The organism is Streptomyces sp. NBC_00335, assembly GCF_036127095.1.
Classification (GTDB): Bacteria; Actinomycetota; Actinomycetes; order Streptomycetales; family Streptomycetaceae; genus Streptomyces.
In genome coordinates, this window is record NZ_CP108006.1 from 3,684,088 (window position 1) to 3,704,657 (window position 20,570).

The following is a 20,570-nucleotide window of genomic DNA, read 5'->3' on the forward strand; positions in this document are numbered from 1 at the left end:
CGTACCGCCCGCGATCGGTGTCGTATCGCGACACTCGGCTGTTCGATTGAGGACGCCGATGTTTTAGCATCCGAACCATGACTGACGGTACGGATCGCCCGCACAGCCCCCAGCCCGAGCCCGCGCCGGAGAGCGGCGGCTACGGGTTCCCGCCGGGGATACCCGCGCCGGGCGGCTACGGGTTCCCGCCCGGCCGGCCCGAGCAGCACGACCCGCAGGACCCGTACGGCCAACACGAGCAGCACGGCCGGCAGGATCAGTACGGGCAACAGGACCAGCAGCCGGGCCCGCCCGCGCCCGGCGGCGGCCACGGCTACGGCTTCCCGCCCGGCCGGCCCGACGAGACCGCGCCCGGCGACGGCCAGGGCTACGGCTACCCGCAAGCCGGTGGTTACGGCTACCCGCAGGGCGGCGGCTACGGCTACCCGCCGAGCCCGCCCGCGGCCGGCGCCTTCGGTCCCCCGATGCCCTTCTTCGAGGAGCCCGGCCACAACGGACCCGGCCAGGACCTGCCGCCCGTGGCCTTCGGCGATCAGCCCGACTGGGAGGCGATGGCCGACCGGTCGGCCTCCGAGCGGCGCAAGAAGCGGCTGTGGATGGTGGGCGCAGCGGTGACCGTCGTCCTGCTGCTCGCCGGCGGCGGCACGTTCTTCGTGCTGCGGGACGGCAAGGCGGGCAAGAACGACGTGGCCGACAACGCTCCCGCCACGTCCGCGTCCCCGTCCCCGTCCGGATCCGGGTCGCCCGACCCCGACGCCTCACCGTCGAAGAGCTACTCCCCGACCGTGTCGAGCGACGTCTCCCTGCTCAGGGACGGCGTCGGCAAGACCAACATCCGCATGGGCCCCGATGCCGCGGTGCCCAAGGTGGACACGCGCTTCGAGCTCACCCTCAAGGGCAATCCGAACTCGTACGCCCAGGCCACCGAGCCGGGGGTGGACACGACCAAGAGCTTCTCCCTCTCGGCCCGCGTCAACAACGCCTCCACGGCGAAGGGCGCGCACATCGTGATGAGCCAGGGCACCGGGGATTCGTTCGCCTTCGAGCTCGGCGCCGACGAGGTGAACGGCAAGCAGGCCTGGGTGTTCCGCGTGCGGACCAACGAGAAGGGCGCCACGCCCACGGTGGTGACGGTCTCCTCCCAGGGGAGGAAGACGGTCAAGACCTGGGCGGTGCTGACGGCCGTCCACGACGCCGAGAAGAAAATGATCTACCTCTACGTGGAGGGCAAGAAGGCCGGCGAGGCCCCGGTCCCGGGGATCTGGCAGAACTCCGGCCCCCTGCAGCTCGGCCGGGCCCGTCACCAGGACGCGTGGGCCGGTGCGTTCAAGGGTGCGATGAACTACATCCGGATCTACGAATCGGCCTTCACGCCCGAGCAGGCCACCGCCTACCGCAAGGGCCAGCTGGACGCCGCGGCCCGCGCGACCGCGACCCACGCCTGGGTGACCGGCTGATCAGATGGTGACGCCGACCGTACGCAGGAAGGACACCGGGTTCACGGCCGAGCCGTAGTTCGGGGTGGTCCGGATCTCGAAGTGGAGGTGCGGGCCGCTCGAATTGCCGGTGTTGCCGGAGAGGGCGATCTGCTCGCCCTTGGAGACCTTCTCGCCGATCTTGACCTGGATCTTCGAGAGGTGCGCGTACTGGGAGTACGTGTTGTTCGCGTGCTTGATCACGATGGCGTTGCCGTAGGCCGGGCCGTCGCCGCCGCCGTTGGGGCCGGCCTTGACCACGGTGCCCGCCGAGACGGCGTCGACCGGGGTGCCGACCGGGACGGCGAAGTCCTGGCCGGAGTGCTTGTGCGACCACATGGTGCCGCCCTTGCCGAAGGTCGCGGAGAGCGTGTACTTCGACACCGGCTTCTCCCACAGGGCGGCCGGCTTCGCGGCGATCGCGGCCTGGGCGGCGGCCTGCTCGGAGACCAGCTGGACCGTACCGGTCAGCTCGGCCTGGGGCACCTCGTCGGCGAAGGCGGCGGTCGTTCCGGCACCGAGGGCCAGGGCCGCACCGAGGGCGGTGGCGCCGATGGCGATACGGGTACGACGGATGCTGACGCGCTTCGCGGACATGAAGGAGACCTCCGGGCCGGGGACGGGGAACGGTGCTGCGGGGTGCTGCGGAGTGCTGCGGGCAAGAAAGGACCCGGCACGCTGAGCAGGTGCCGGGCTTGCTTGCTCATCCTTGGTAACCCGGGCACCCCGGCTTCCCCAAACCTCCCCGGTACTACCCGGGCTCGTAGGTGCGGAGGGGGCTGTCAGCCCTGTTGACCGCCTCCCCACTGGCCCAGCGGTAGGGCAAATGGGACATGGATCTCTACGAATGCTCCTAGTAGGTCCGATTTGCCCTGTGCGGCTTGTCACCGGCCCGGGACCTCCGCCGACCCCCCGCCGGGACCAAAGCCCTGCGACCCACGTCACGCCGAAGCTACGCTCCGGCTCGTGGACGCATCCGTGATCGGGATCCGGCTGGCCTCGGGGTTCGTGGCCCCCCTCGTGAAACAGCTTTTCCGGGCGGAGGGAGCGGGCGCCGGCCTCGTGGACCGGCCCGTGCGGATCTCCGCGTACGTCTCCCTGCACGAGCAGCGCGTGCTGTCCCGGTACGACCTGCGCCGACTGGCCGACAAGCTCGTCAGGGGGGCCTTACGGGCCCCCGGCGAGGAACCGCTGCCGCCGGGCGAGGAGGCGGGCGTCGCGGCCGCGCTGGCCGCCACCCTGTACTCCCTCGGGACCCTGTCCCTGGAGGACGCCCAGGCGGTGGAGATGGGCGCGCGGGCCTTCGCCGCCGAACTGCGCAGGGCGGCGCCTGCCACGGGCCTGGGCCGGGACGCCGAGCTCTTCCACGACCGCCTGCTGGAGACCACCTGCCTGCACATCCTGCAGTTCTTCACGACCCGCTCCACCTACATCCCGAGGGCCCTGGTCGAGCAGGCCCGCCGCCTGGCCGAGCTGATCGCCAAGATCGACGTCCTGCTGGACCGGATCCCCCGCCAGGACGGCCGCGACGCGGAGTTCGAGGCGAGGTACCGGGAGTACCTCGCCCGACGGCACGGCACCCTGACGATCTTCGGGCTCGACCTGCCGCCCGGCTCGGCCCGCTGGCCGCTGGAGGCGGCGTACGTGAGCCTGGAGCTGGTCGCCCCCGGCCCGTCCTGGGGCGCCCTGGGCGCGGGGGGCGGCCTGTCCTTGACCGCGACTCCCCGGGGGCCGCACGCCGACTTACGCGCTTCCTCGGACCCGTGGATGGCCGAGGGCTTACGCGTCCTCCTGCGCGGCGAGGCCGGGTCCGGCAAGACCACGCTGATCCAGCAGCTCGCCGTCTCCGCCGGCCGGGAGGGGGGCGGGGCCGACGTCGTCCCGTACGTACTGCCCCTACGGACCCTGAGCAGGCACGAGGCGCCCCTGCCCGCCGCCAAGGACTTCCTGGCCGCCACCTCGCTCAAGGGGCAGGCTCCGGAGGGCTGGGAGGACCGGGTCCTGCGCGCGGGACGCGGCCTGGTCCTGGTCGACGGCATCGACGAGATCCCGGAGGGCGAGCGGGCCCGGGCCCGGGACTGGCTCGTCGACCTCTTCGCCGCCTACCCCGGCAACCGGTGGCTGGTCACCTCCCGGCCCTCGGCGGTCCGCCAGGACTGGCTCGCCGGCGAGGAGTTCGCCGAGCTGGCCCTCGTCCCCATGAACCGGGCCGCCGTGGCCGCCTTCGTCACCCGCTGGCACGCGGCGGCCGAAGCCGGCGAGCACCTCCGCGACCAGCTGCTGGAATCCCTGGCCACCAAACCGGAGCTGGCCCGGCTCGCCACCAACCCGCTGCTGTGCGGGCTGATCTGCGCCCTGCACCGCGAACGCCGGGGCTTCCTGCCCTCGGGCCGCAGGGAGCTCTACACGGCCGCCCTGTCGATGCTGCTGTACCGCCGCGACCGCGAGCGGGAGCTGCGCCTGCCGGAACTCGCCGAGGAGCCGCAGCTCCAGCTCCTCCAGCGGCTCGCGTACTGGCTGATCCGCAACGGCCGCACGCAGATCTCCCGGAAACGGGCCGAGGAGCTGATCGCCGCCGCGCTGCCCGCCGTACCCGCCGCGCAGGTGCTCGGCGACGCCCCGGCCGTACTGCAGCACTTCCTGGAGCGGACCGGGCTCCTGCGCGCGCCCACGGAAGACACCCTGGAGTTCGTCCACCGCACCTTCCAGGACTTCCTCGGGGCCCGGGCCGCCCTGGACGAGGGCGGTCTCGGCGAGCTGACCCGGCACGCGGACGACGATCAGTGGGAGGACGTCATCCGCATGGCGGTCGCCCAGGGCCGCCCCCACGACCGCGAGGCGATCATCGGCGACCTGCTGGTCCGCGACTCCGACCGGTCGGTGCTGCTGGCCCTCGCGTCACTGGAATACGCGGCCGAACTGGAGCCCGGTCTGCGCCAGGACGTCCACAAGGCCGCCCTGCGCCTCATTCCCCCGAAGAACGAGGAGGCGGCGCGCTCGCTCGGCCGGATCGGGCCGCTGGTCCTGGAGCTGCTGCCGCCCACCGGGAAGACGGTCCGCATCGCCCGCCTCTCGGTGATCGCGGCGGCGGAGACGCGGGCCGAGGCGGCGGTCGGCTACCTCGCCGGCTACTGCCTGCACCCCAACGAACAGGTCCGCGCGACACTGACCAAGGCCTGGGAACGGTTCGACAGCGAGCACTACGCGGCCCAAGTCCTCGCGCGCATGGTCCCTCCCCCCGGCGATCTCGTCATCACCCGGGACGCCGATCTCGCGGCGCTGACGGGCTTCACCGGCCCGCCCGGCCTGTACGTCAACCACGAGGTGAGCCGGGACGCCCTGACCCGCTTCCTGGCCCGCCAGCCCGTGTCGGGCCTCGTCCTGCGGCGGTTCTCCGGCGGGGCCGACGCCGGGTTCCTGCGCGGCCAGTCCTCGCTGCGGTCGCTCGAGATCACCGTATGGCCCGAGCTGCGGGACCTGAGCGCGCTGCACGGGCTGCCCCTGGAGGACGTGACCCTCGACCTCGGCAACGACGTCCCCCTCGGGCCGGCGCTCGCCGCCTGGCCCCGGCTGCGTGCGTTCACCCTGCACTCGGGGCAGGGTCCGTGGTCCTTCGCCGACTTCTCCCCCGAGGCCCCCCTAGAGGCGCTCCACCTGGACGACGCCGACCCGGACCTGGCCGGCCTGGGACGGCTGACGAGCCTGCGGCGGCTGTGGCTCGGCCGCGGGTGGCGCCCGAGCGGCAAGGCCGCGTGGGCCGAGCTCTCGGCGCTGGCCGGCCTGGAGGAGATCGCCGTGCACACCGCGGCGCTGGCCGGCCTCGCCGCGTACGCGCACCTGCCCGCACTCCGGACCGTCATGGTCTACGACGACGAAGCGTGGGACTCGGCCCTGCGGTCGCAGGTGGCCCGCAGTTTCCCGGAGGCGGCACTGAAGCCGGTGACGCAGGCCTACGAGGGCGCCTACGAGGAGTGAAGGGTGCCCACGGCAAAGGGGCGGCCCCGGAACCTTTCGGTCCCGGGGCCGCCCCTTCGTACCGCTGTGAGCGGCTAGCGCTTACGCACCCTTGGTGAGGTCCGGGCCGGAGCCCGACGCCTCGATGGGGGGAAGGTCCGAGATCGGAGTCTTCTCCTCACCGCGGAAGGTGAACTTGGCTTCGTCGCCCTCACCCTCCTTGCCGACGACCACGATGTGACCGGGGCGCAGCTCGCCGAAGAGGATCTTCTCCGACAGGATGTCCTCGATCTCGCGCTGGATCGTGCGGCGCAGCGGGCGGGCACCCATGATCGGGTCGTAGCCGCGCTTGGCCAGCAGTGCCTTCGCTTCCGTGCTGAGCTCGATGCCCATGTCACGGTCCTTCAGGCGGTCATCGACCTTGGCGATCATCAGGTCGACGATCTGGACGATGTCTTCCTCGGTGAGCTGGTGGAAGACGACCGTGTCGTCGACACGGTTGAGGAACTCGGGCCGGAAGTGCTGCTTGAGCTCTTCGTTGACCTTCGCCTTCATCCGGTCGTATCCGGTCTTGGTGTCTCCCTGGGCCGCGAAGCCGAGGTTGAAGCCCTTCGAGATGTCCCGGGTACCCAGGTTGGTCGTCATGATGATGACCGTGTTCTTGAAGTCCACGACCCGGCCCTGGGAGTCGGTCAGGCGACCGTCTTCCAGGATCTGGAGAAGGGAATTGAAGATATCCGGGTGGGCCTTCTCGACCTCGTCGAAGAGGACGACGGAGAACGGCTTCCGGCGGACCTTCTCGGTCAGCTGGCCGCCCTCTTCGTAGCCCACGTAGCCGGGGGGCGAACCGAAGAGACGGGAAACCGTGTGCTTCTCGCTGAACTCCGACATGTCGAGGGAGATCAGCGCGTCCTCGTCGCCGAAGAGGAATTCGGCGAGCGTCTTGGAGAGCTCGGTCTTACCGACACCGGACGGGCCGGCGAAGATGAACGAGCCACCGGGACGCTTCGGGTCCTTCAGACCCGCACGGGTGCGGCGGATCGCCTGGGAGAGCGCCTTGATGGCGTCCTTCTGGCCGATGACGCGACGGTGGAGCTCGTCCTCCATGCGCAGGAGTCGCGAGGACTCCTCCTCGGTCAGCTTGAACACCGGAATGCCGGTCGCGGTCGCCAGGACTTCGGCGATGAGCTCGCCGTCGACCTCGGCGACGACGTCCATGTCGCCGGCCTTCCATTCCTTCTCGCGCTTGGCCTTCGCCGCCAGCAGCTGCTTCTCCGAATCACGGAGGGAAGCCGCCTTCTCGAAGTCCTGGGAGTCGATGGCCGACTCCTTGTCGCGACGCACGTTCGCGATCTTCTCGTCGAACTCGCGGAGGTCCGGCGGCGCGGTCATCCGGCGGATGCGCATCCGGGAGCCGGCCTCGTCGATCAGGTCGATCGCCTTGTCCGGGAGGAAGCGGTCCGAGATGTACCGGTCGGCCAGGGTGGCCGCCTGCACGAGGGCCTCGTCCGTGATGGAGACGCGGTGGTGGGCCTCGTAGCGGTCGCGCAGGCCCTTGAGGATCTCGATGGTGTGCTGGAGGGAAGGCTCCGCCACCTGGATCGGCTGGAAGCGGCGCTCAAGGGCCGCGTCCTTCTCAAGGTGCTTGCGGTACTCGTCGAGCGTCGTGGCACCGATGGTCTGGAGCTCACCACGGGCCAGCATGGGCTTCAGGATGCTGGCGGCGTCGATCGCGCCCTCGGCGGCACCCGCACCCACGAGGGTGTGGAGCTCGTCGATGAACAGGATGATGTCGCCGCGGGTGCGGATCTCCTTGAGCACCTTCTTGAGGCGCTCTTCGAAGTCACCGCGGTAGCGGGAACCGGCGACCAGGGCACCCAGGTCAAGCGTGTAGAGGTGCTTGTCCTTGAGGGTCTCGGGAACCTCGCCCTTGACGATCGCCTGGGCCAGGCCCTCGACGACGGCGGTCTTGCCGACGCCGGGCTCGCCGATGAGGACCGGGTTGTTCTTGGTCCGGCGGGACAGCACCTGCATGACCCGCTCGATCTCCTTCTCGCGCCCGATGACCGGGTCGAGCTTGGATTCGCGAGCAGCCTGCGTGAGGTTGCGGCCGAACTGGTCCAGGACGAGCGAGGTCGAGGGCGTGCCCTCGGCCGGGCCGCCGGCCGTGGCCGACTCCTTGCCTCCGCCGGAGTAGCCGGAGAGCAGCTGGATGACCTGCTGCCGGACTCGGTTGAGATCGGCGCCCAGCTTCACCAGGACCTGGGCGGCGACGCCCTCGCCCTCGCGAATGAGGCCGAGCAGGATGTGCTCGGTGCCGATGTAGTTGTGGCCGAGCTGGAGGGCCTCTCGGAGCGAAAGCTCCAGGACCTTCTTCGCCCGCGGGGTGAAGGGGATGTGGCCGGAAGGGGCCTGCTGCCCCTGTCCGATGATCTCCTCAACCTGCTGGCGAACAGCCTCGAGCGAAATCCCGAGGCTCTCCAAGGCCTTAGCGGCGACACCCTCACCCTCGTGGATCAAGCCCAGGAGGATGTGCTCGGTGCCGATGTAGTTGTGGTTGAGCATCCGGGCTTCTTCCTGAGCCAGGACGACAACCCGCCGCGCGCGGTCGGTGAACCTCTCGAACATCGTTTATCGCTCCTCAGAGCGGTCGGGCAGTTCGGGGTCGGTCCCCGCCCTGTCCTTCCGCATGCTAGTCCCGCGGGGCGGGACAGCTCATTCCAACTGCCGACATCCGTCCGCGGCTCACCCTCACGTCCGTGGGAAAACCCGGCTGTAAGTGCCGACAACTGCTCCAACCCGATGGTGCGAGACGATGTTCCCGCAGGCCAGGCAGATACCCGTCACACGTGTACGCCGATGGCGAACGGAAGGCGGTCTCGGACCCTGCAAAACAGCGTGTCGCCCCGATCCACTAGGAATGTCTTACCCGTAAGAGCGGACAGTTCACGCTGGTGAACGACTGTTCCCTCCGCTACGGGCGAACACGCTTCCGTCCTGAATGTGAGACTCCGAGCACTCGGACGTTTACGTTCCGCATTGATGCGAGTGCGCTGCGTCACATCCCGCGTCCCCTCCCGCGTAACCCCGAAGCGTTTCCGCAGTTGCTCCGGACATGGCCCTCACCGCGCCGCCCCCCACCGTCCCGCTCCCCCGCGCTCCGATCGGGGCGCCCCCGGCCGGTTCCGCCACCGATGCGGCCGGAGCGCCGGCGTCCTGGTACGAACGCGTGCTCGGCTGGCCCGTGGCCGGCGGACCGCCCGGGCAGCTGGTGACCGGGGTGCGGTTCGACGTACTGGAGCTGCCTGCCGATGCCGGCGCCGCGGTGCTGCGCGGCCCCTGCGGCGGTGCCACGGGTCCGGTGGCGCTCATGGGACGCAGGATGCGGTTCCTGGTGGCCCCGGGGAGCGCCGACGAGCTGGAGGGGCTGCTCGACTGGCTGGAGTGGGGCGGGGTGGCCCTGGATCTCGCCGCCCTGGGTGCGGGTGGCCGGATCACCGCTCCGACGCCTCCGGGACACCTGGTGGGGCCCGGGGAAAACCCTCGGGGGGCCGCCGTGTGGCTGCGGCCCCCCGAGCAGGGGTGTGAGGCACTGCTGCCCGCCCTGCCCGCTGCGGGGCGGGGCTCCGGGCCCGGTCGTGGCGCGGACGCCTCCGGGCCCGGTCTCGTACGCCTGGTCGCGGCGGCGGCGACGGAATGCCACCGGGCGCGGCTGCGGCGGCGTACGGCCTCTGCGCATCGCATCGGCACCGCGGTGATGACCGGAGGTCAGCCGCGGTTCTCGTAAGCCTCGCGGATCTCCTGCGGAACGCGGCCGCGATCGTTGACGCTCATGCCCTGGGCCTTGGCCCAGGCGCGGATCTCGGCCGTGTCCGGGTTGCCGGACGTCGCGGCGGTGCGGCCGCCCTTGGTACGGCCCGCCGCGGCACGGCCACCGGTGCGGCGACCGCCCTTGGTGAACGGGTCGAGGAGGCCGCGGAGCTTTTCAGCGTTGGCGGTGGTGAGGTCGATCTCGTAGGTCTTGCCATCCAGAGCGAACGTCACCGTCTCGTCCGCCTCGCCGCCGTCGAGGTCGTCGACAAGAAGGACCTGAACCTTCTGTGCCACCGGGATTTCCTTTCATCGAAAAGCAGTACGCGGAAAGGAAACCGCTTTTGCCTGGAAAACACAAACCCCCCGTCACGGGTTCGGGTCCGCAACGGGTCGGGAAACGTGCGCGATTCGGACATAGGCCCCGGAGCCGGGGGCTCCTGTGAAATCCCCGCCGTGATCGATCAGAGGTGCAGAAGCATCCGACTGTTGCCCAAGGTGTTCGGCTTCACTCGTTCGAGACCGAGGAACTCGGCGACTCCCTCGTCATAGGAACGCAGCAGCTCCATGTACACATCGGTGTCGACCGGGGTCTCGCCGATCTCGGTGAAGCCGTGCTTCGCGAAGAAGTCCACTTCGAAGGTCAGGCAGAAAACCCGGCTGACGCCTACCCTCCGGGCGGTCTCCAGCAACTTGTCGAGCACCAGATGACCGACTCCCGCGCCCTTCAAGTCGCGGTCGACGGCAAGAGTGCGGACTTCGGCCAGGTCTTCCCACATCACGTGGAGCGCACCGCAGCCGACCACCCGGCCATCGGAGTCGCGTTCGGCGACCCAGAACTCCTGGATGTCCTCATAAAGGACGACCGGTGCTTTGTCCAGCAGGATCCGCTGCTGAACGTACTGGTCGAGGAGGTGGCGCAGCGCGGGAACATCACCGGTGCGCGCTCGGCGGATCGTCACTGTTTTTGCATGTGCAGCGGAAAACTCACCCATGCCCGGACGTTATCGCCCCGGCTCGGTGCCCGGCGCCACGGAGTCGCCTTCGGCATCGGGCGGCGCGGCCGGGGAGTCGGCGGCCTCCGGGGTCCCTTCGGGTTCCGCCGGCTGCACGATGCGTACGGCGTCCCTGAGTGCCTCGCGCTGTTCCGCGGACATCATGCCGAAGAAGGCCACGAGGGCGGCTGCGGGGTTGTCACTCGTCGACCAGGCTTCGTTCATCAGTGCGGCCGAGTAAGCGGCCCGGGTGGAGACCGCCGTATATCGATAGGCGCGGCCTTCCGCCTCGCGGCGGACCCAGCCCTTCTGATGAAGATTGTCCATAACGGTCATGACCGTGGTGTACGCGATGGACCGTTCCTGCTGGAGGTCTTCCAGGACTTCACGAACGGTGACCGGGCGGTTCCACTGCCACACCCGCGTCATGACTGCGTCTTCGAGTTCTCCCAAGGGGCGAGGCACACCAGCACGATAGTGCGGGTTGTGGTGAATTGCGCGGCTATCCGGGCGGCAAGGCGCAACAAAATCGGGCGTACGGCTGGGAAGCCGTACGCCCGTCCCCTGTCGAGGGGGCCTACTTCTGGGGCTGGGACTGGTGAGCGGCCTCGGCGCGGGCGAGCACGGCGTCCACGGCCGCGTCCTCCTTGGCCTTGTTGGCACCGCCCTGGCTCTTCACGATCGTCACGACGAGCGCGACGAAGAACACGGCCATCACGAAGGGGGGCACGAGCGCGGAAACGTAGTCCATGCCCCCAGCCTAGCTACCCTGCCGCGCGCCCGGCCTCCGGGGGCGGGCTGGGCTTGCGGCGCGGCGGGAAGACCTCGCCCGGGGTCGGGATGGGGCGTGCGGGGCGGTCGTCCGGGCGCGTTTCGGGCTTCGGGCGCGCGGGGTCGCCCTCCTTCTCGGTGCCGCCCTTGCCGGAGCCGCCCGTGTCGGTGCCGCCCGCGAGGGTCAGCAGCCGGGTGCGCGGTGCGGGCGCCGTGGACAGCCTGCGGCGTACGGAGCGCTCCGCGATGGTCTGGGCCCGCTCCAGCACTGCGGCGGCGACCGGGTTGGCGCGCAGCGCCCGTAGGGCCGCGAGATCGTCCGGCACCGGCTCGTAGCCGGCGGCCAGGGCGTCCTGCAGCAGCTCCAGGTAGCCGGAGAGGCTGCCGGGCAGGGCGGCTCTGTACCGCGCCAGGTCGGCCAGGAGGAAGGCTCTGAGCCTCCCCGCCTCCTGGACCGCGTCGTCCACCGACGCCGCGAGGCGCAGGCAGTCCTGGACCTCGACGGCCGTCAGTGGGGCCGTCGAGGACTGAAGGGCGTGAGCGAGCGAGCGCCTGAGCACGTGAAGCTCATCGGCGCCGAACGCCATGCCGCCGCGGGATCCGTAGGGCGTGGGCATGGGCCGAAGATACGCGCTAATCGGACAAAATCCCTTGAGTGGGCGCGGGAACGGCGCGGCGTATTTGTACTTGCCAAACTGGAAAGTGCACTCCAATCTAGAAAGAGAGCATCGGGCACCGGAGACGAGGGGGATCTCATGACCGAACACGCGGACGCCGTGGGGATGTACGAGAGCGCGGCGAAGACCGAGGCCGCCGCCCTGCGGCGGAGCGACTGGTACACGCGCTATCTATGGGTGTTCGCCGCCGGCCAGCTGGCGCTCGTCCCGCTGGCCGTCCTGTGGCACGGCCTCGCCTCGGCCCTGGCGTTCGGGCTGGGGAACACCCTCCTCGTGACGGGGCTGAGCGTGTACGCCGCGCGGCAGCGCGTGGTGCGGCGCGGGTTCGGCCTCAAGCACGGGCTGGTGATCGGCTCCTGGGCCGTCCTGTTCGCGCTGTCGGTCTCGCTCGGCACCACGGTCTTCGCGGCCGCCCCGGCCTTCGCGGCGGTCGCCGCGCCGGCATGCGCGCTGCCGCCCGCCGTGGGCGCCTGGCTCGAATCGCGGCGGGCGTCGTGACGGACGCAAAGCCGGGAAGCCATCCCCGCCACGCCCTCGCGCCACTGCTCAACGCGCCCGTACGCCTGTCGGTGACGGCGGCGCTGGCCACGGTGGACAGGGCCGAGTTCGCCTTCGTCCGCGACCTGGTCGAGGTGTCCGACTCGGTTCTCTCGAAGCAGGTGTCGGTGCTGGAGGAAGCGGGCTGGGTGGCCGTCGAGAAGGGCCGCGTGGCCCGCCGCCCCCGGACCTGGCTCTCCCTGACCCCGGAGGGCCGCACCGTCTACGGGCGCCACCTCGCGGCCCTTCGGGCCATCGCCGAGGGCTAGGAAGGGGCCGGGGAAGGGCCGGGGACGGGTTAGGCCCCGTCGGCCGTCGCCTTGACCGTCTGGAGGAACTCCGCCCACGCCGTGCGGGTGGCGGCGAGGACCAGGTGGGCCGGGTCGGCGCGGTCCGCCACGCGGACCAGGGTGCCGGGGGCTGCGCTGACGTACACGCAGTTGTCCCCCTCGCCGCAGAACGAGGACTTCTGCCAGGCGGGCCGAGCGGTCATGACGTCTCCTCCGGTCACAGGCGCTTCTGGCGCCGGGGACGGGCTCCCGGTACATGTCGTGGGGCGAAGGTAACCCCGCGGCCGCCGCGGTCCGGCCATTTCCGGGGAAATTGTCATGGCGGGCGTCAGGGCGCGGTAAAGGCGGCGGCGAGCCGAACGGGGCCCGGCCCGTGGCCCGTGGGACGCAAGCGGCCCCCGGCCTCCGGAGGGAGGGCGGGGGCCGTCGGGGCGCTCGGGCCGGCGGGCGGGGGGCGGGACCGGCGGTCCCGGCCCGGTCAGCCGAAGGCGGGCGCGTTGCGCTCGTAGACCAGCCGCAGGCCGATCAGGGTGAGCCAGGGCTCGTGGTCGTCGATGGCCTCGGCCTCGCCGAGGACGATCGGGGCCAGGCCGCCGGTGGCGATGACGCGGACGTCGTCCGGGACGCCGTTCGGGCCGGCCAGCTCCTTGGCCATGCGGTTCACGATCCCGTCGACCTGGCCGGCGAACCCGTAGACCACGCCCGACTGCATCGCCTCGACCGTGGACTTGCCGATGACGTTGCGCGGGCGGGCCAGCTCGATCTTGCGGAGCTGGGCCCCCCGTACGCCGAGGGCCTCCATGGAGATCTCGATGCCCGGGGAGATCACCCCGCCGACGTACTCGCCCTTGGCGGAGACCGCGTCGAAGGTGGTCGCCGTACCGAAGTCGACGACGATCGCGGGGCCGCCGTAGAGCTCGGCGGCGGCGACCGCGTTGACGATGCGGTCGGCGCCGACCTCCTTCGGGTTGTCCATCAGGATCGGGACGCCCGTCTTGGTGCCGGGCTCCACGATCACCGCCGGAACGTCGCCGTAGTAGCGCCGGGTCACCTCGCGGAGCTCGTGCAGCACCGCAGGCACCGTCGAGCAGATCGCGATGCCGTGGATGCCGTCGCCCAGTTCGTTGCCGAGCATCGGGTGCATGCCCATCAGGCCCTGCATCAGCACGGCCATCTCGTCGGCCGTGCGGCGCGGGTCGGTCGAGACGCGCCAGTGCTCGACGATCTCGTCACCGTCGAACAGGCCAAGGACCGTATGGGAGTTGCCCACGTCGATGGTGAGGAGCATCGGTTACACCGCCTCGCGCAGATCGAGGCCGATGTCCAGGATCGGGGAGGAGTGGGTCAGCGCGCCGACCGCGAGGTAGTCGACGCCGGTCTCGGCGTAGGCGCGGGCCGTGTCCAGGGTGAGGCGGCCCGAGGACTCCAGGGTGGCGCGGCCGGCGACCAGCGCGACGGCCTGCGCGGTCTGCTCCACGGTGAAGTTGTCGAGCAGGATCAGGTCGGCACCGGCCTCCAGGACCTCGCCGACCTGCTGCAGGGTGTCGACCTCGACCTCGATCGGGACCTCCGGGAAGGCCTCCCGCACGGCGGTGAAGGCCTGGACGACGCCGCCGGCCGCGACCACGTGGTTGTCCTTGACCAGCGCCGCGTCCGACAGCGACATGCGGTGGTTGACCCCGCCGCCGCAGCGCACCGCGTACTTCTCCAGGGAGCGCAGCCCCGGGGTGGTCTTGCGGGTGTCGCGGACCTTGGCGCCGGTGCCCTCCAGGGCCTCGGCCCAGCGGCGGGTGGCCGTCGCGACGCCCGACAGGCGGCACACGATGTTGAGGGCGCTGCGCTCCGCGGTCAGCAGGTCGCGGGTGCGCGAGCGCACCGACAGGAGCACGTCGCCGGCCTTGACGCTGTCGCCGTCCTCCGCGTGCCGCTCGACCTCGAAGGACTCGGTGCAGACGACCGAGAACACGGCCTCGGCGATGCGCAGGCCGGCCACGACGCCGTCCTCGCGGGCGACGAAGTCGGCGATCGCCTCGGCCTCTTCGGGGACGGTGGCGACGGTGGTGACGTCGACTCCGCCGTCGAGGTCCTCGGAGAGCGCCATGTGCGCGATGTCCTCGACCTCGATGGGGTCCAGGCCGGCTTCCTCCAGCAGCTCGGCGAGCGCCGGGTCCAGGCCGGACTCCTCGCCTTCGCCGCAGGCGCAGTCGTCGCCGCAGCCGCCGGCTTCGCTCTGGCCCACGAGGGGGAGCTCGGCGTGCTCGTGCTCGTGGTTGTGGTCGTGCTCGTGCGTGGTCACGGTTACGGCTCCAGGCTTTCGTTGCTGTCGGTGCTGTCTGTGGCGTCGGTGCTGTCGGTGCCGTCTGCGCTCAAGGGGACCCGTACGGACGGGAAGTCCGCCGAGTCCGTGGAGGTGACGACCAGGGCCCGCCGCTCGGTCTGCGACAGGCGCACGACCAGGTGGCGCCGCCAGTCGGTGTCGTTCCGGTCGGGGTGGTCCTCCCGCCAGTGGCAGCCGCGGGTCTCCGCGCGCCGCTGGGCGGCGGCGACCAGCACCCGGGCCACGCACAGGAGGTTGGTGGCCTCCCAGGTCTCGGTGCCGGGGACCGCCGTCTTGCCCCGGGTCTCCAGCTCCGTCAGCGCCGTCGCGTACAGGGCTTCGAGCGCGGCGGCGGCCCGGCGCAGGGACTCGGCGGAGCGGAGCACGCCCGCGCCGTCGGTCATGATGCGCTGGATCTCGTAGCGCGCCTCGGCGGGCTGGAGGGGGCCCGTGGCCGGGACGGGGATGCCGGGGCCGGTGCCCACGGGCGGGTTCCCGATGATGTCGTCGGCGATGCGCTCGGCGAAGACCAGGCCCTCCAGCAGGGAGTTGGAGGCCAGCCGGTTCGCGCCGTGCACTCCGGTGCAGGCGACCTCGCCGCAGGCGTACAGCCCGGGGACGGTGCTGCGGCCGTGCAGGTCGGTCCGTACGCCGCCGGAGGCGTAGTGCGCGGCCGGGGCGACCGGGATGGGCTCGGTGACCGGGTCGATGCCGTGCGAGCGGCAGGCCGCGAGGATGGTCGGGAAGCGCTGCTCCCACATCTCGGCGCCGAAGTGCCGGGCGTCCAGGTACATGTGCTGGGTGCCCTGCTCCTGCATGCGGCGCATGATGCCCTTGGCGACGATGTCGCGGGGGGCGAGCTCGGCGAGCTCGTGCTGGCCGGTCATGAAGCGGACCCCGTCCGCGTCGACGAGGTACGCGCCCTCGCCGCGGACGGCCTCCGACACCAGGGGCTGCTGGCCCTCGGCGTCGGCGCCGAGGAAGAGCACGGTGGGGTGGAACTGCACGAATTCGAGGTCGGAGACCTCGGCTCCGGCGCGCAGCGCCAGGGCCACCCCGTCGCCGGTGGAGACCGACGGGTTGGTGGTCGCGGAGAAGACCTGGCCCATGCCGCCGGTCGCGAGGATCACGGCGGGCGCATGGACGGCGCCGACCCCGTCGTGCTGGCCCTCGCCCATGACGTGCAGGGTGACGCCCGCGGTACGGCCCTGGGCGTCCAGGAGCAGGTCCAGGACCAGGGCGTTCTCCACCGTCTCTATGCCGGCGGCCTGGACGGCCTCGACGAGCGCCCGGGAGATCTCGGCGCCGGTGGCGTCCCCGCCGGCGTGCGCGATGCGGCGGCGGTGGTGGCCGCCCTCGCGGGTCAGCTCGATCTCGCCGGTCTCGGCGGAGGTGTCGAAGACGGCGCCCTCGGCGATGAGCCGGCGTACGGCGTCCGGGCCCTCGGTGACCAGGAGCCGGACGGCGGCCTCGTCGCACAGTCCGGCGCCCGCGACGAGGGTGTCGTCGAGGTGCTGTTCGGGGGTGTCCCCGTCGCCGAGGGCGGCGGCGATGCCGCCCTGGGCCCAGCGGGTGGAGCCGTCGTCGAGCCGGGCCTTGGTGACCACGACGGTACGGCGGCCCGCGGCGGCGCAGCGCAGCGCGGCGGTCAGTCCGGCGACTCCGGACCCGACGACCACGACATCGGCGTCCACGGACCAGCCGGGCGCCGGGGCGTGGAGCCGTATGCCGGTGCTGGTGCCCGCGGTTGCGGGGCCTCTGCCTGGGGTGCTCACGGTTGTGCTCCGAACTCCAATGGGATGTTGTCGATCAGCCGGGTCGCGCCCACTTTCGCGGCGACGGCCAGCACGGCGTGACCGGTGAAGCCGTGACCGGCCTCGGTGAAGTCCTGTGGGTCCACCAGCGCCAGGTAGTCCAGGACGAGCGGCGGATCGTGGCGGCCCGCCTCCTCCAGGACGTGCCGCGCGGCTGCCCGTACGGCCTCCGGCAGCCCGGCGCCCGCCGCGGCGACGGCGTGCGCGTCGGCGGAGGCGCGGATCTCGCCGAGCCGGGCCAGGCCCGTGGCCCGCTCGTCGCCGGCCGGCGGGGCCTGCGCCTCGGCGCGGGCGCGCAGCGCGGACTGCGCGGCGAGCCGGTCGCGGCCGGCGAACAGGGCGCGGGAGAGGGCGAGGGCGGTGCCGCGCTCCTTGGCGGAGAGGTAGCGGTTGCGGGAGGACAGCGCGAGCCCGTCCGCCTCGCGGACGGTCGGTACGCCGACCACCTCGACGGGGAAGTTCAGGTCGGTCACCATCCGCCGGATCAGGGCCAGTTGCTGCGCGTCCTTCTGGCCGAAGTAGGCCAGGTCGGGGCGGGTGAGGTGGAGCAGCTTGGCGACGACGGTCAGCATGCCGTCGAAGTGGCCGGGGCGGGTGGCGCCTTCGAGGCGGCCGCCCATCGGTCCGGCGGTGATCCGGACCTGGGGGTCGCCGCCGGGGTAGACCTCGTCGACGGCCGGGGCGAACACGGCGTCGGCGCCGGCCGCTTCGGCGATCGCCAGGTCGGCGTCGAGGGTGCGGGGGTAGCGGTCGAGGTCCTCGTTCGCCCCGAACTGGAGGGGGTTGACGAAGACCGTGACCACGACCTGGCCGGTGTGGCCGACCTGCTCGCGGGCGGTGCGGACCAGGGTGGCGTGGCCCTCGTGGAGGGCGCCCATGGTCATGACGACGGCGCGGCGGCCGGCGGTGTCCGCCTCGGTGGCGGCGCGGGGCAGCCGGTGCAGGGCGTCCGCGGTGTCGAGGAGGATCACAGCTCGCCGCCGCCTTCGTTTCCCTCGGGGCCGGGGCCGGGGCCGGTCGCGCCGTCCGCGAGTACGCCGAGGAGGTCCTCGGCCAGTTCGGGCTTGAGCAGGCCGTGCGCGAGGGCCCGGTCGGCGGTCGTACGGGCCATCGCGAGGTACCCGGCGACGGTGCCCGGGGCGTGCTTGCGCAGCTCCGAGACGTGCACGGCGACGGTACCGGCGTCACCGCGGGCCACCGGGCCGGTCAGGGCGGCGTCACCGGAGCGCAGGGCGTTGTCGAGGGCCGCGCCGAGGAGCGGGCCGAGCATCCGGTTCGGGTGCTCGACGCCGGCCTTGGCCAGCAGTTCCATCGACTGGGCGACCAGGGTGACCAGGTGGTTCGCGCCGAGGGCGAGGGCCGCGTGGTAGAGCGGGCGGTTCACCTCGGCGATCCACTCGGGCTCCCCGCCCATCTCGATGACCAGGGCCTCGGCGGCGAGCCGCAGCTCGTCGGGAGCGGTCACCCCGAAGGAGCAGCCCGCGAGGCGCTGCACGTCCACCTCGGTACCGGTGAAGGTCATCACGGGGTGCAGGGCCAGCGGCAGCGCGCCCGCACGGCGCGCGGGGTCCAGCACGGAGACCCCGTACCGCCCGGAGGTGTGCACGAGGAGCTGCCCGGGACGGACCGCGCCGGTCTCGGCGAGGCCCTCCACCAGGGACGGCAGGGCGTCGTCGGGGACCGTCAGCAGCACGAGGTCGGAGGCCTGCAGCACCTGCGCCGGTGACACGACGGGCACGTCGGGCAGCATCCGTGCGGCGCGGCGGCGCGAGGCGTCGGAAACACCGGACACGGCGACGGGCCGGTGCCCGGTCTGCTGCAGGGCACGGGCCAGCGCCGGGCCGACCCTGCCGGCTCCGACGACACCGACGGAGAGCCGGGCGGGGCGCTCCGCCTGGGGGGCTGTGTTCACGCGGGGGAGGCCTTCCGTTCCGTTCCGGTCCGCGGGGGGTACCGGACGATACGTCGCCATGCTAGCCCCTGGTGTGCGGGCCGGTCGGCGATGATCGGGGCATGAACCAGGACACGGAGCGGACGACGACCGCGGGGCCGGGCTCGGGGCCCGGCGGCGGTGCGGGGCCGGGCTCGGGGCCCGGCGGGGGTGTGGGGGCGGGGGCGGGCTCCGGCGGAGGGTCGGGCAGGCACACGGGCGTGCAGCGGATCGCGGAACCGGACGCGGCGGCGGAGCGGGCCGGGGGCCCGGAGCGTATCGCGGAACCGGACGCGGCAGCCGAACTTGCCGCGGGCCCGAACCCGGCACAAGCCCCGAACCCGGACCCGCAGCGGGGCACGGACGCGGCCGGGGAGCGAGCGGCCGGTCGGGTGACGGACCCGGGCGAGACCGCGAAACCGAGCGCGGAGCGGGTCCCGGACGACCTGGCGGCGCAGGCCACGGACGACGTGACGGCTCAGGCGGCGGACGACATGGGGGCGCAAGCCGCAGACGACCTGGCGACTCAGGCCACGGACCACGTGACGGCTCAGGCTGCGGACGACCTGGCGGCTCAGGCGGCGGACGACATGGCGGCGCGGTTGGTGGTCGCCGGGCGGGCGGCCGGGCGGAAGCTGTCGGACAGTCTGCGGGAGGCCACGGTCGGCGAGCTGCTGGCGGAGTTGGGGACGCTGGCCCCGGACCCGGACGAGCCGGGCGACATCTACGGCAACGGCATCGTGGAGCGGCTGGAGCGGCGGGTCGCGGAGCTGCTCGGCACCGAGGACGCGGCGTTCTTCCCGACCGGGACCATGGCCCAGCAGATCGCGCTGCGCTGCTGGGCCGGCCGCACCGGCAACCCGGTGGTCGCCCTGCACCCGATGAGCCACCCGGAACGGTGGGAGGGCGGCGCGCTGTCCGTCGTCTCGGGGCTGCGGACCATCCACCCGACGGGCGAACCGCGCCAGCCGACCGCGTCCGAACTCGCCGAGCTGCCGGAGCCCTTCGGGACGCTGATGCTGGAACTGCCGCTCCGCGACGCGGGCTTCCTGCTCCCGACCTGGGAGGAGCTGTCGGCCCTGGTGGACACCGCCCGGGAACGGGACGCGGTGGTCCACTTCGACGGCGCCCGGCTGTGGGAGTCGACGGTCCACTTCGGCCGGTCCCTCCCGGAGATCGCGGCGCTCGCGGACTCGGTGTACGTCTCCTTCTACAAGTCCCTCGGGGGCCTCAGCGGGGCCGCCCTCGCCGGATCCGCGTCGCTCGTGGCGGAGGCGAGGGTGTGGCGGCACCGGTACGGGGGCCAGATCTTCCGCCAGTTCCCGGCCGCGCTGTCCGCGCTGGCCGGGTTGGAGCGGGAGCTGCCGGAGCTGCCCTCCTACGTGGCCAAGGCGCGGGAGGTGGCGTCCGCGATGTCCTCGGCGCTCGCCGCGGCCCCGGAGGTGCCCTGGTTCCGGGTCCACCCGGAAATCCCCCACACCCACCAGTTCCAGGTGTGGCTCCCCTACGACGCGGACCGCCTCACGGAGGCGGGCGTCCGGCTGGCGGAGGAGACGGGCACTGTCCTCTTCCGCCGCTGGTCCCCCGACGGCCCGCCGGGCCTGTCGCTGACGGAGGTCGAGGTCACCCGCCCGGGCCTGTCCTGGACGGAGGCCGAAGTCGCCACGGCGGTAGCGGACTTCGTGTCCCGCCTGTAGCCCACCCGACCGAACCCGGCCGGCCCGCGCCAAGCTGGACCAGAGCTCCCCAGACCCGGGGGCCGCGCTCCCGTGCCTCAGGCGGTTGGGCGGCGGGTCAGCAGGCGGTGGAGGGCCTCGCGCCAGAGGTGGCGGGACGGGGCGCCGTCGGGTACGGCCCGGAACTGGCCGTAGGCGCGGGCCCCGCGCAGGACGGCCACGTCGTCGCGGCCCGGCGGCGGGGGCATGGGGGTGCCGTGCTGTGAGGCCCGGTAGGTGTCGACGAGGTACTGCTCGATCGCGGTCATGCGTCCACCCTGAGCC

General features: G+C 72.2%; 20 protein-coding genes. 6 read left to right on the forward strand and 14 right to left on the reverse strand.

What is annotated here, in order from left to right; translation table 11 throughout:
* The first annotated feature begins 77 nt into the window (after positions 1 to 77).
* The gene (locus OHA37_RS16440; protein WP_266905896.1) at positions 78 to 1,457 is read left to right on the forward strand and encodes a LamG-like jellyroll fold domain-containing protein; all 1,380 of its coding nucleotides are present in this window, start codon (positions 78 to 80) and stop codon (positions 1,455 to 1,457) included.
* Here the strand turns inward: OHA37_RS16440 and OHA37_RS16445 are convergent, their stop codons facing one another.
* Positions 1,458 to 2,072 carry a M23 family metallopeptidase gene (locus tag OHA37_RS16445; RefSeq protein ID WP_266905898.1) on the reverse strand — a complete coding sequence of 205 codons (615 nt, stop codon included), beginning with the start codon at positions 2,070 to 2,072 and terminating at the stop codon, positions 1,458 to 1,460.
* 369 nt (positions 2,073 to 2,441) lie between these two features.
* Here OHA37_RS16445 and OHA37_RS16450 point away from each other — a divergent pair, with 369 nt between their 5' ends.
* Positions 2,442 to 5,450: an NACHT domain-containing protein gene (locus tag OHA37_RS16450; protein ID WP_266905900.1), complete on the forward strand. Its 3,009-nt coding sequence runs from the start codon at positions 2,442 to 2,444 to the stop codon at positions 5,448 to 5,450.
* An 81-nt stretch (positions 5,451 to 5,531) separates the two neighbouring features.
* On the opposite strand, the gene OHA37_RS16455 is transcribed toward OHA37_RS16450, so the two are convergent.
* Positions 5,532 to 8,057 carry an ATP-dependent Clp protease ATP-binding subunit gene (locus OHA37_RS16455; protein WP_266905902.1) on the reverse strand — a complete coding sequence of 842 codons (2,526 nt, stop codon included), beginning with the start codon at positions 8,055 to 8,057 and terminating at the stop codon, positions 5,532 to 5,534.
* Positions 8,058 to 8,544: 487 nt separating this feature from the next.
* Between OHA37_RS16455 and OHA37_RS16460 the strand changes: the two genes are divergently transcribed.
* Positions 8,545 to 9,216: an SCO3374 family protein gene (locus OHA37_RS16460; RefSeq protein ID WP_266905904.1), complete on the forward strand. Its 672-nt coding sequence runs from the start codon at positions 8,545 to 8,547 to the stop codon at positions 9,214 to 9,216.
* Here OHA37_RS16460 and OHA37_RS16465 read toward each other — a convergent pair.
* The 5 genes from OHA37_RS16465 to OHA37_RS16485 form a co-directional block, all read right to left on the reverse strand.
* On the reverse strand, positions 9,198 to 9,536 hold the full coding sequence (locus tag OHA37_RS16465; RefSeq protein WP_254385652.1) for a histone-like nucleoid-structuring protein Lsr2: 339 nt from the start codon (positions 9,534 to 9,536) through the stop codon (positions 9,198 to 9,200). The two genes, OHA37_RS16460 and OHA37_RS16465, sit on opposite strands and share 19 nt — an antisense overlap.
* 167 nt (positions 9,537 to 9,703) lie before the next feature.
* Positions 9,704 to 10,234, reverse strand: a complete 531-nt coding sequence (locus OHA37_RS16470; RefSeq protein WP_266905907.1) for an amino-acid N-acetyltransferase — start codon at positions 10,232 to 10,234, stop codon at positions 9,704 to 9,706.
* Between the two features lie 9 nt (positions 10,235 to 10,243).
* Entirely contained in the window at positions 10,244 to 10,699 is a 456-nt protein-coding gene (locus OHA37_RS16475; RefSeq protein ID WP_266905909.1) for a BlaI/MecI/CopY family transcriptional regulator, read from the reverse strand.
* A 112-nt stretch (positions 10,700 to 10,811) separates the two neighbouring features.
* Positions 10,812 to 10,985: a hypothetical protein gene (locus tag OHA37_RS16480; RefSeq protein WP_266905911.1), complete on the reverse strand. Its 174-nt coding sequence runs from the start codon at positions 10,983 to 10,985 to the stop codon at positions 10,812 to 10,814.
* Between the two features lie 13 nt (positions 10,986 to 10,998).
* Positions 10,999 to 11,592, reverse strand: coding sequence for a hypothetical protein (locus tag OHA37_RS16485; protein WP_266912854.1), 594 nt, complete (start codon positions 11,590 to 11,592; stop codon positions 10,999 to 11,001).
* Positions 11,593 to 11,760: 168 nt separating this feature from the next.
* Between OHA37_RS16485 and OHA37_RS16490 the strand changes: the two genes are divergently transcribed.
* Positions 11,761 to 12,180: a hypothetical protein gene (locus tag OHA37_RS16490; protein WP_266905913.1), complete on the forward strand. Its 420-nt coding sequence runs from the start codon at positions 11,761 to 11,763 to the stop codon at positions 12,178 to 12,180.
* Entirely contained in the window at positions 12,177 to 12,488 is a 312-nt protein-coding gene (locus OHA37_RS16495) for a winged helix-turn-helix domain-containing protein (protein ID WP_266905915.1), read from the forward strand. The genes OHA37_RS16490 and OHA37_RS16495 overlap by 4 nt, the downstream gene beginning before the upstream one ends.
* A gap of 29 nt (positions 12,489 to 12,517) precedes the next feature.
* Here the strand turns inward: OHA37_RS16495 and OHA37_RS16500 are convergent, their stop codons facing one another.
* The 6 genes from OHA37_RS16500 to OHA37_RS16525 all read right to left on the reverse strand — a co-directional run bounded on the left by OHA37_RS16500 (position 12,518) and on the right by OHA37_RS16525 (position 18,612).
* Positions 12,518 to 12,712, reverse strand: coding sequence for a DUF397 domain-containing protein (locus OHA37_RS16500; protein ID WP_266905917.1), 195 nt, complete (start codon positions 12,710 to 12,712; stop codon positions 12,518 to 12,520).
* 275 nt (positions 12,713 to 12,987) lie between these two features.
* Positions 12,988 to 13,797, reverse strand: a complete 810-nt coding sequence (locus OHA37_RS16505; protein ID WP_250752787.1) for a type III pantothenate kinase — start codon at positions 13,795 to 13,797, stop codon at positions 12,988 to 12,990.
* A gap of 3 nt (positions 13,798 to 13,800) precedes the next feature.
* Positions 13,801 to 14,748 carry a carboxylating nicotinate-nucleotide diphosphorylase gene (nadC, locus tag OHA37_RS16510; protein ID WP_443046306.1) on the reverse strand — a complete coding sequence of 316 codons (948 nt, stop codon included), beginning with the start codon at positions 14,746 to 14,748 and terminating at the stop codon, positions 13,801 to 13,803.
* A gap of 59 nt (positions 14,749 to 14,807) precedes the next feature.
* A complete protein-coding gene (locus OHA37_RS16515) occupies positions 14,808 to 16,601 on the reverse strand; it encodes an L-aspartate oxidase (protein WP_266905922.1) in 1,794 nt (597 codons plus the stop codon).
* The gene (gene panC, locus OHA37_RS16520; protein WP_443046174.1) at positions 16,598 to 17,611 is read right to left on the reverse strand and encodes a pantoate--beta-alanine ligase; all 1,014 of its coding nucleotides are present in this window, start codon (positions 17,609 to 17,611) and stop codon (positions 16,598 to 16,600) included. Before panC ends, OHA37_RS16515 begins: the two co-directional genes overlap by 4 nt.
* Positions 17,608 to 18,612, reverse strand: coding sequence for a Rossmann-like and DUF2520 domain-containing protein (locus tag OHA37_RS16525; protein WP_266905924.1), 1,005 nt, complete (start codon positions 18,610 to 18,612; stop codon positions 17,608 to 17,610). Before OHA37_RS16525 ends, panC begins: the two co-directional genes overlap by 4 nt.
* A 548-nt stretch (positions 18,613 to 19,160) precedes the next feature.
* Here OHA37_RS16525 and OHA37_RS16530 point away from each other — a divergent pair.
* Entirely contained in the window at positions 19,161 to 20,267 is a 1,107-nt protein-coding gene (locus OHA37_RS16530; protein WP_266912858.1) for a threonine aldolase family protein, read from the forward strand.
* 77 nt (positions 20,268 to 20,344) lie between these two features.
* Here OHA37_RS16530 and OHA37_RS16535 read toward each other — a convergent pair whose 3' ends face one another.
* Positions 20,345 to 20,554 carry a hypothetical protein gene (locus OHA37_RS16535; protein ID WP_266905926.1) on the reverse strand — a complete coding sequence of 70 codons (210 nt, stop codon included), beginning with the start codon at positions 20,552 to 20,554 and terminating at the stop codon, positions 20,345 to 20,347.
* Positions 20,555 to 20,570: the final 16 nt, after the last annotated feature.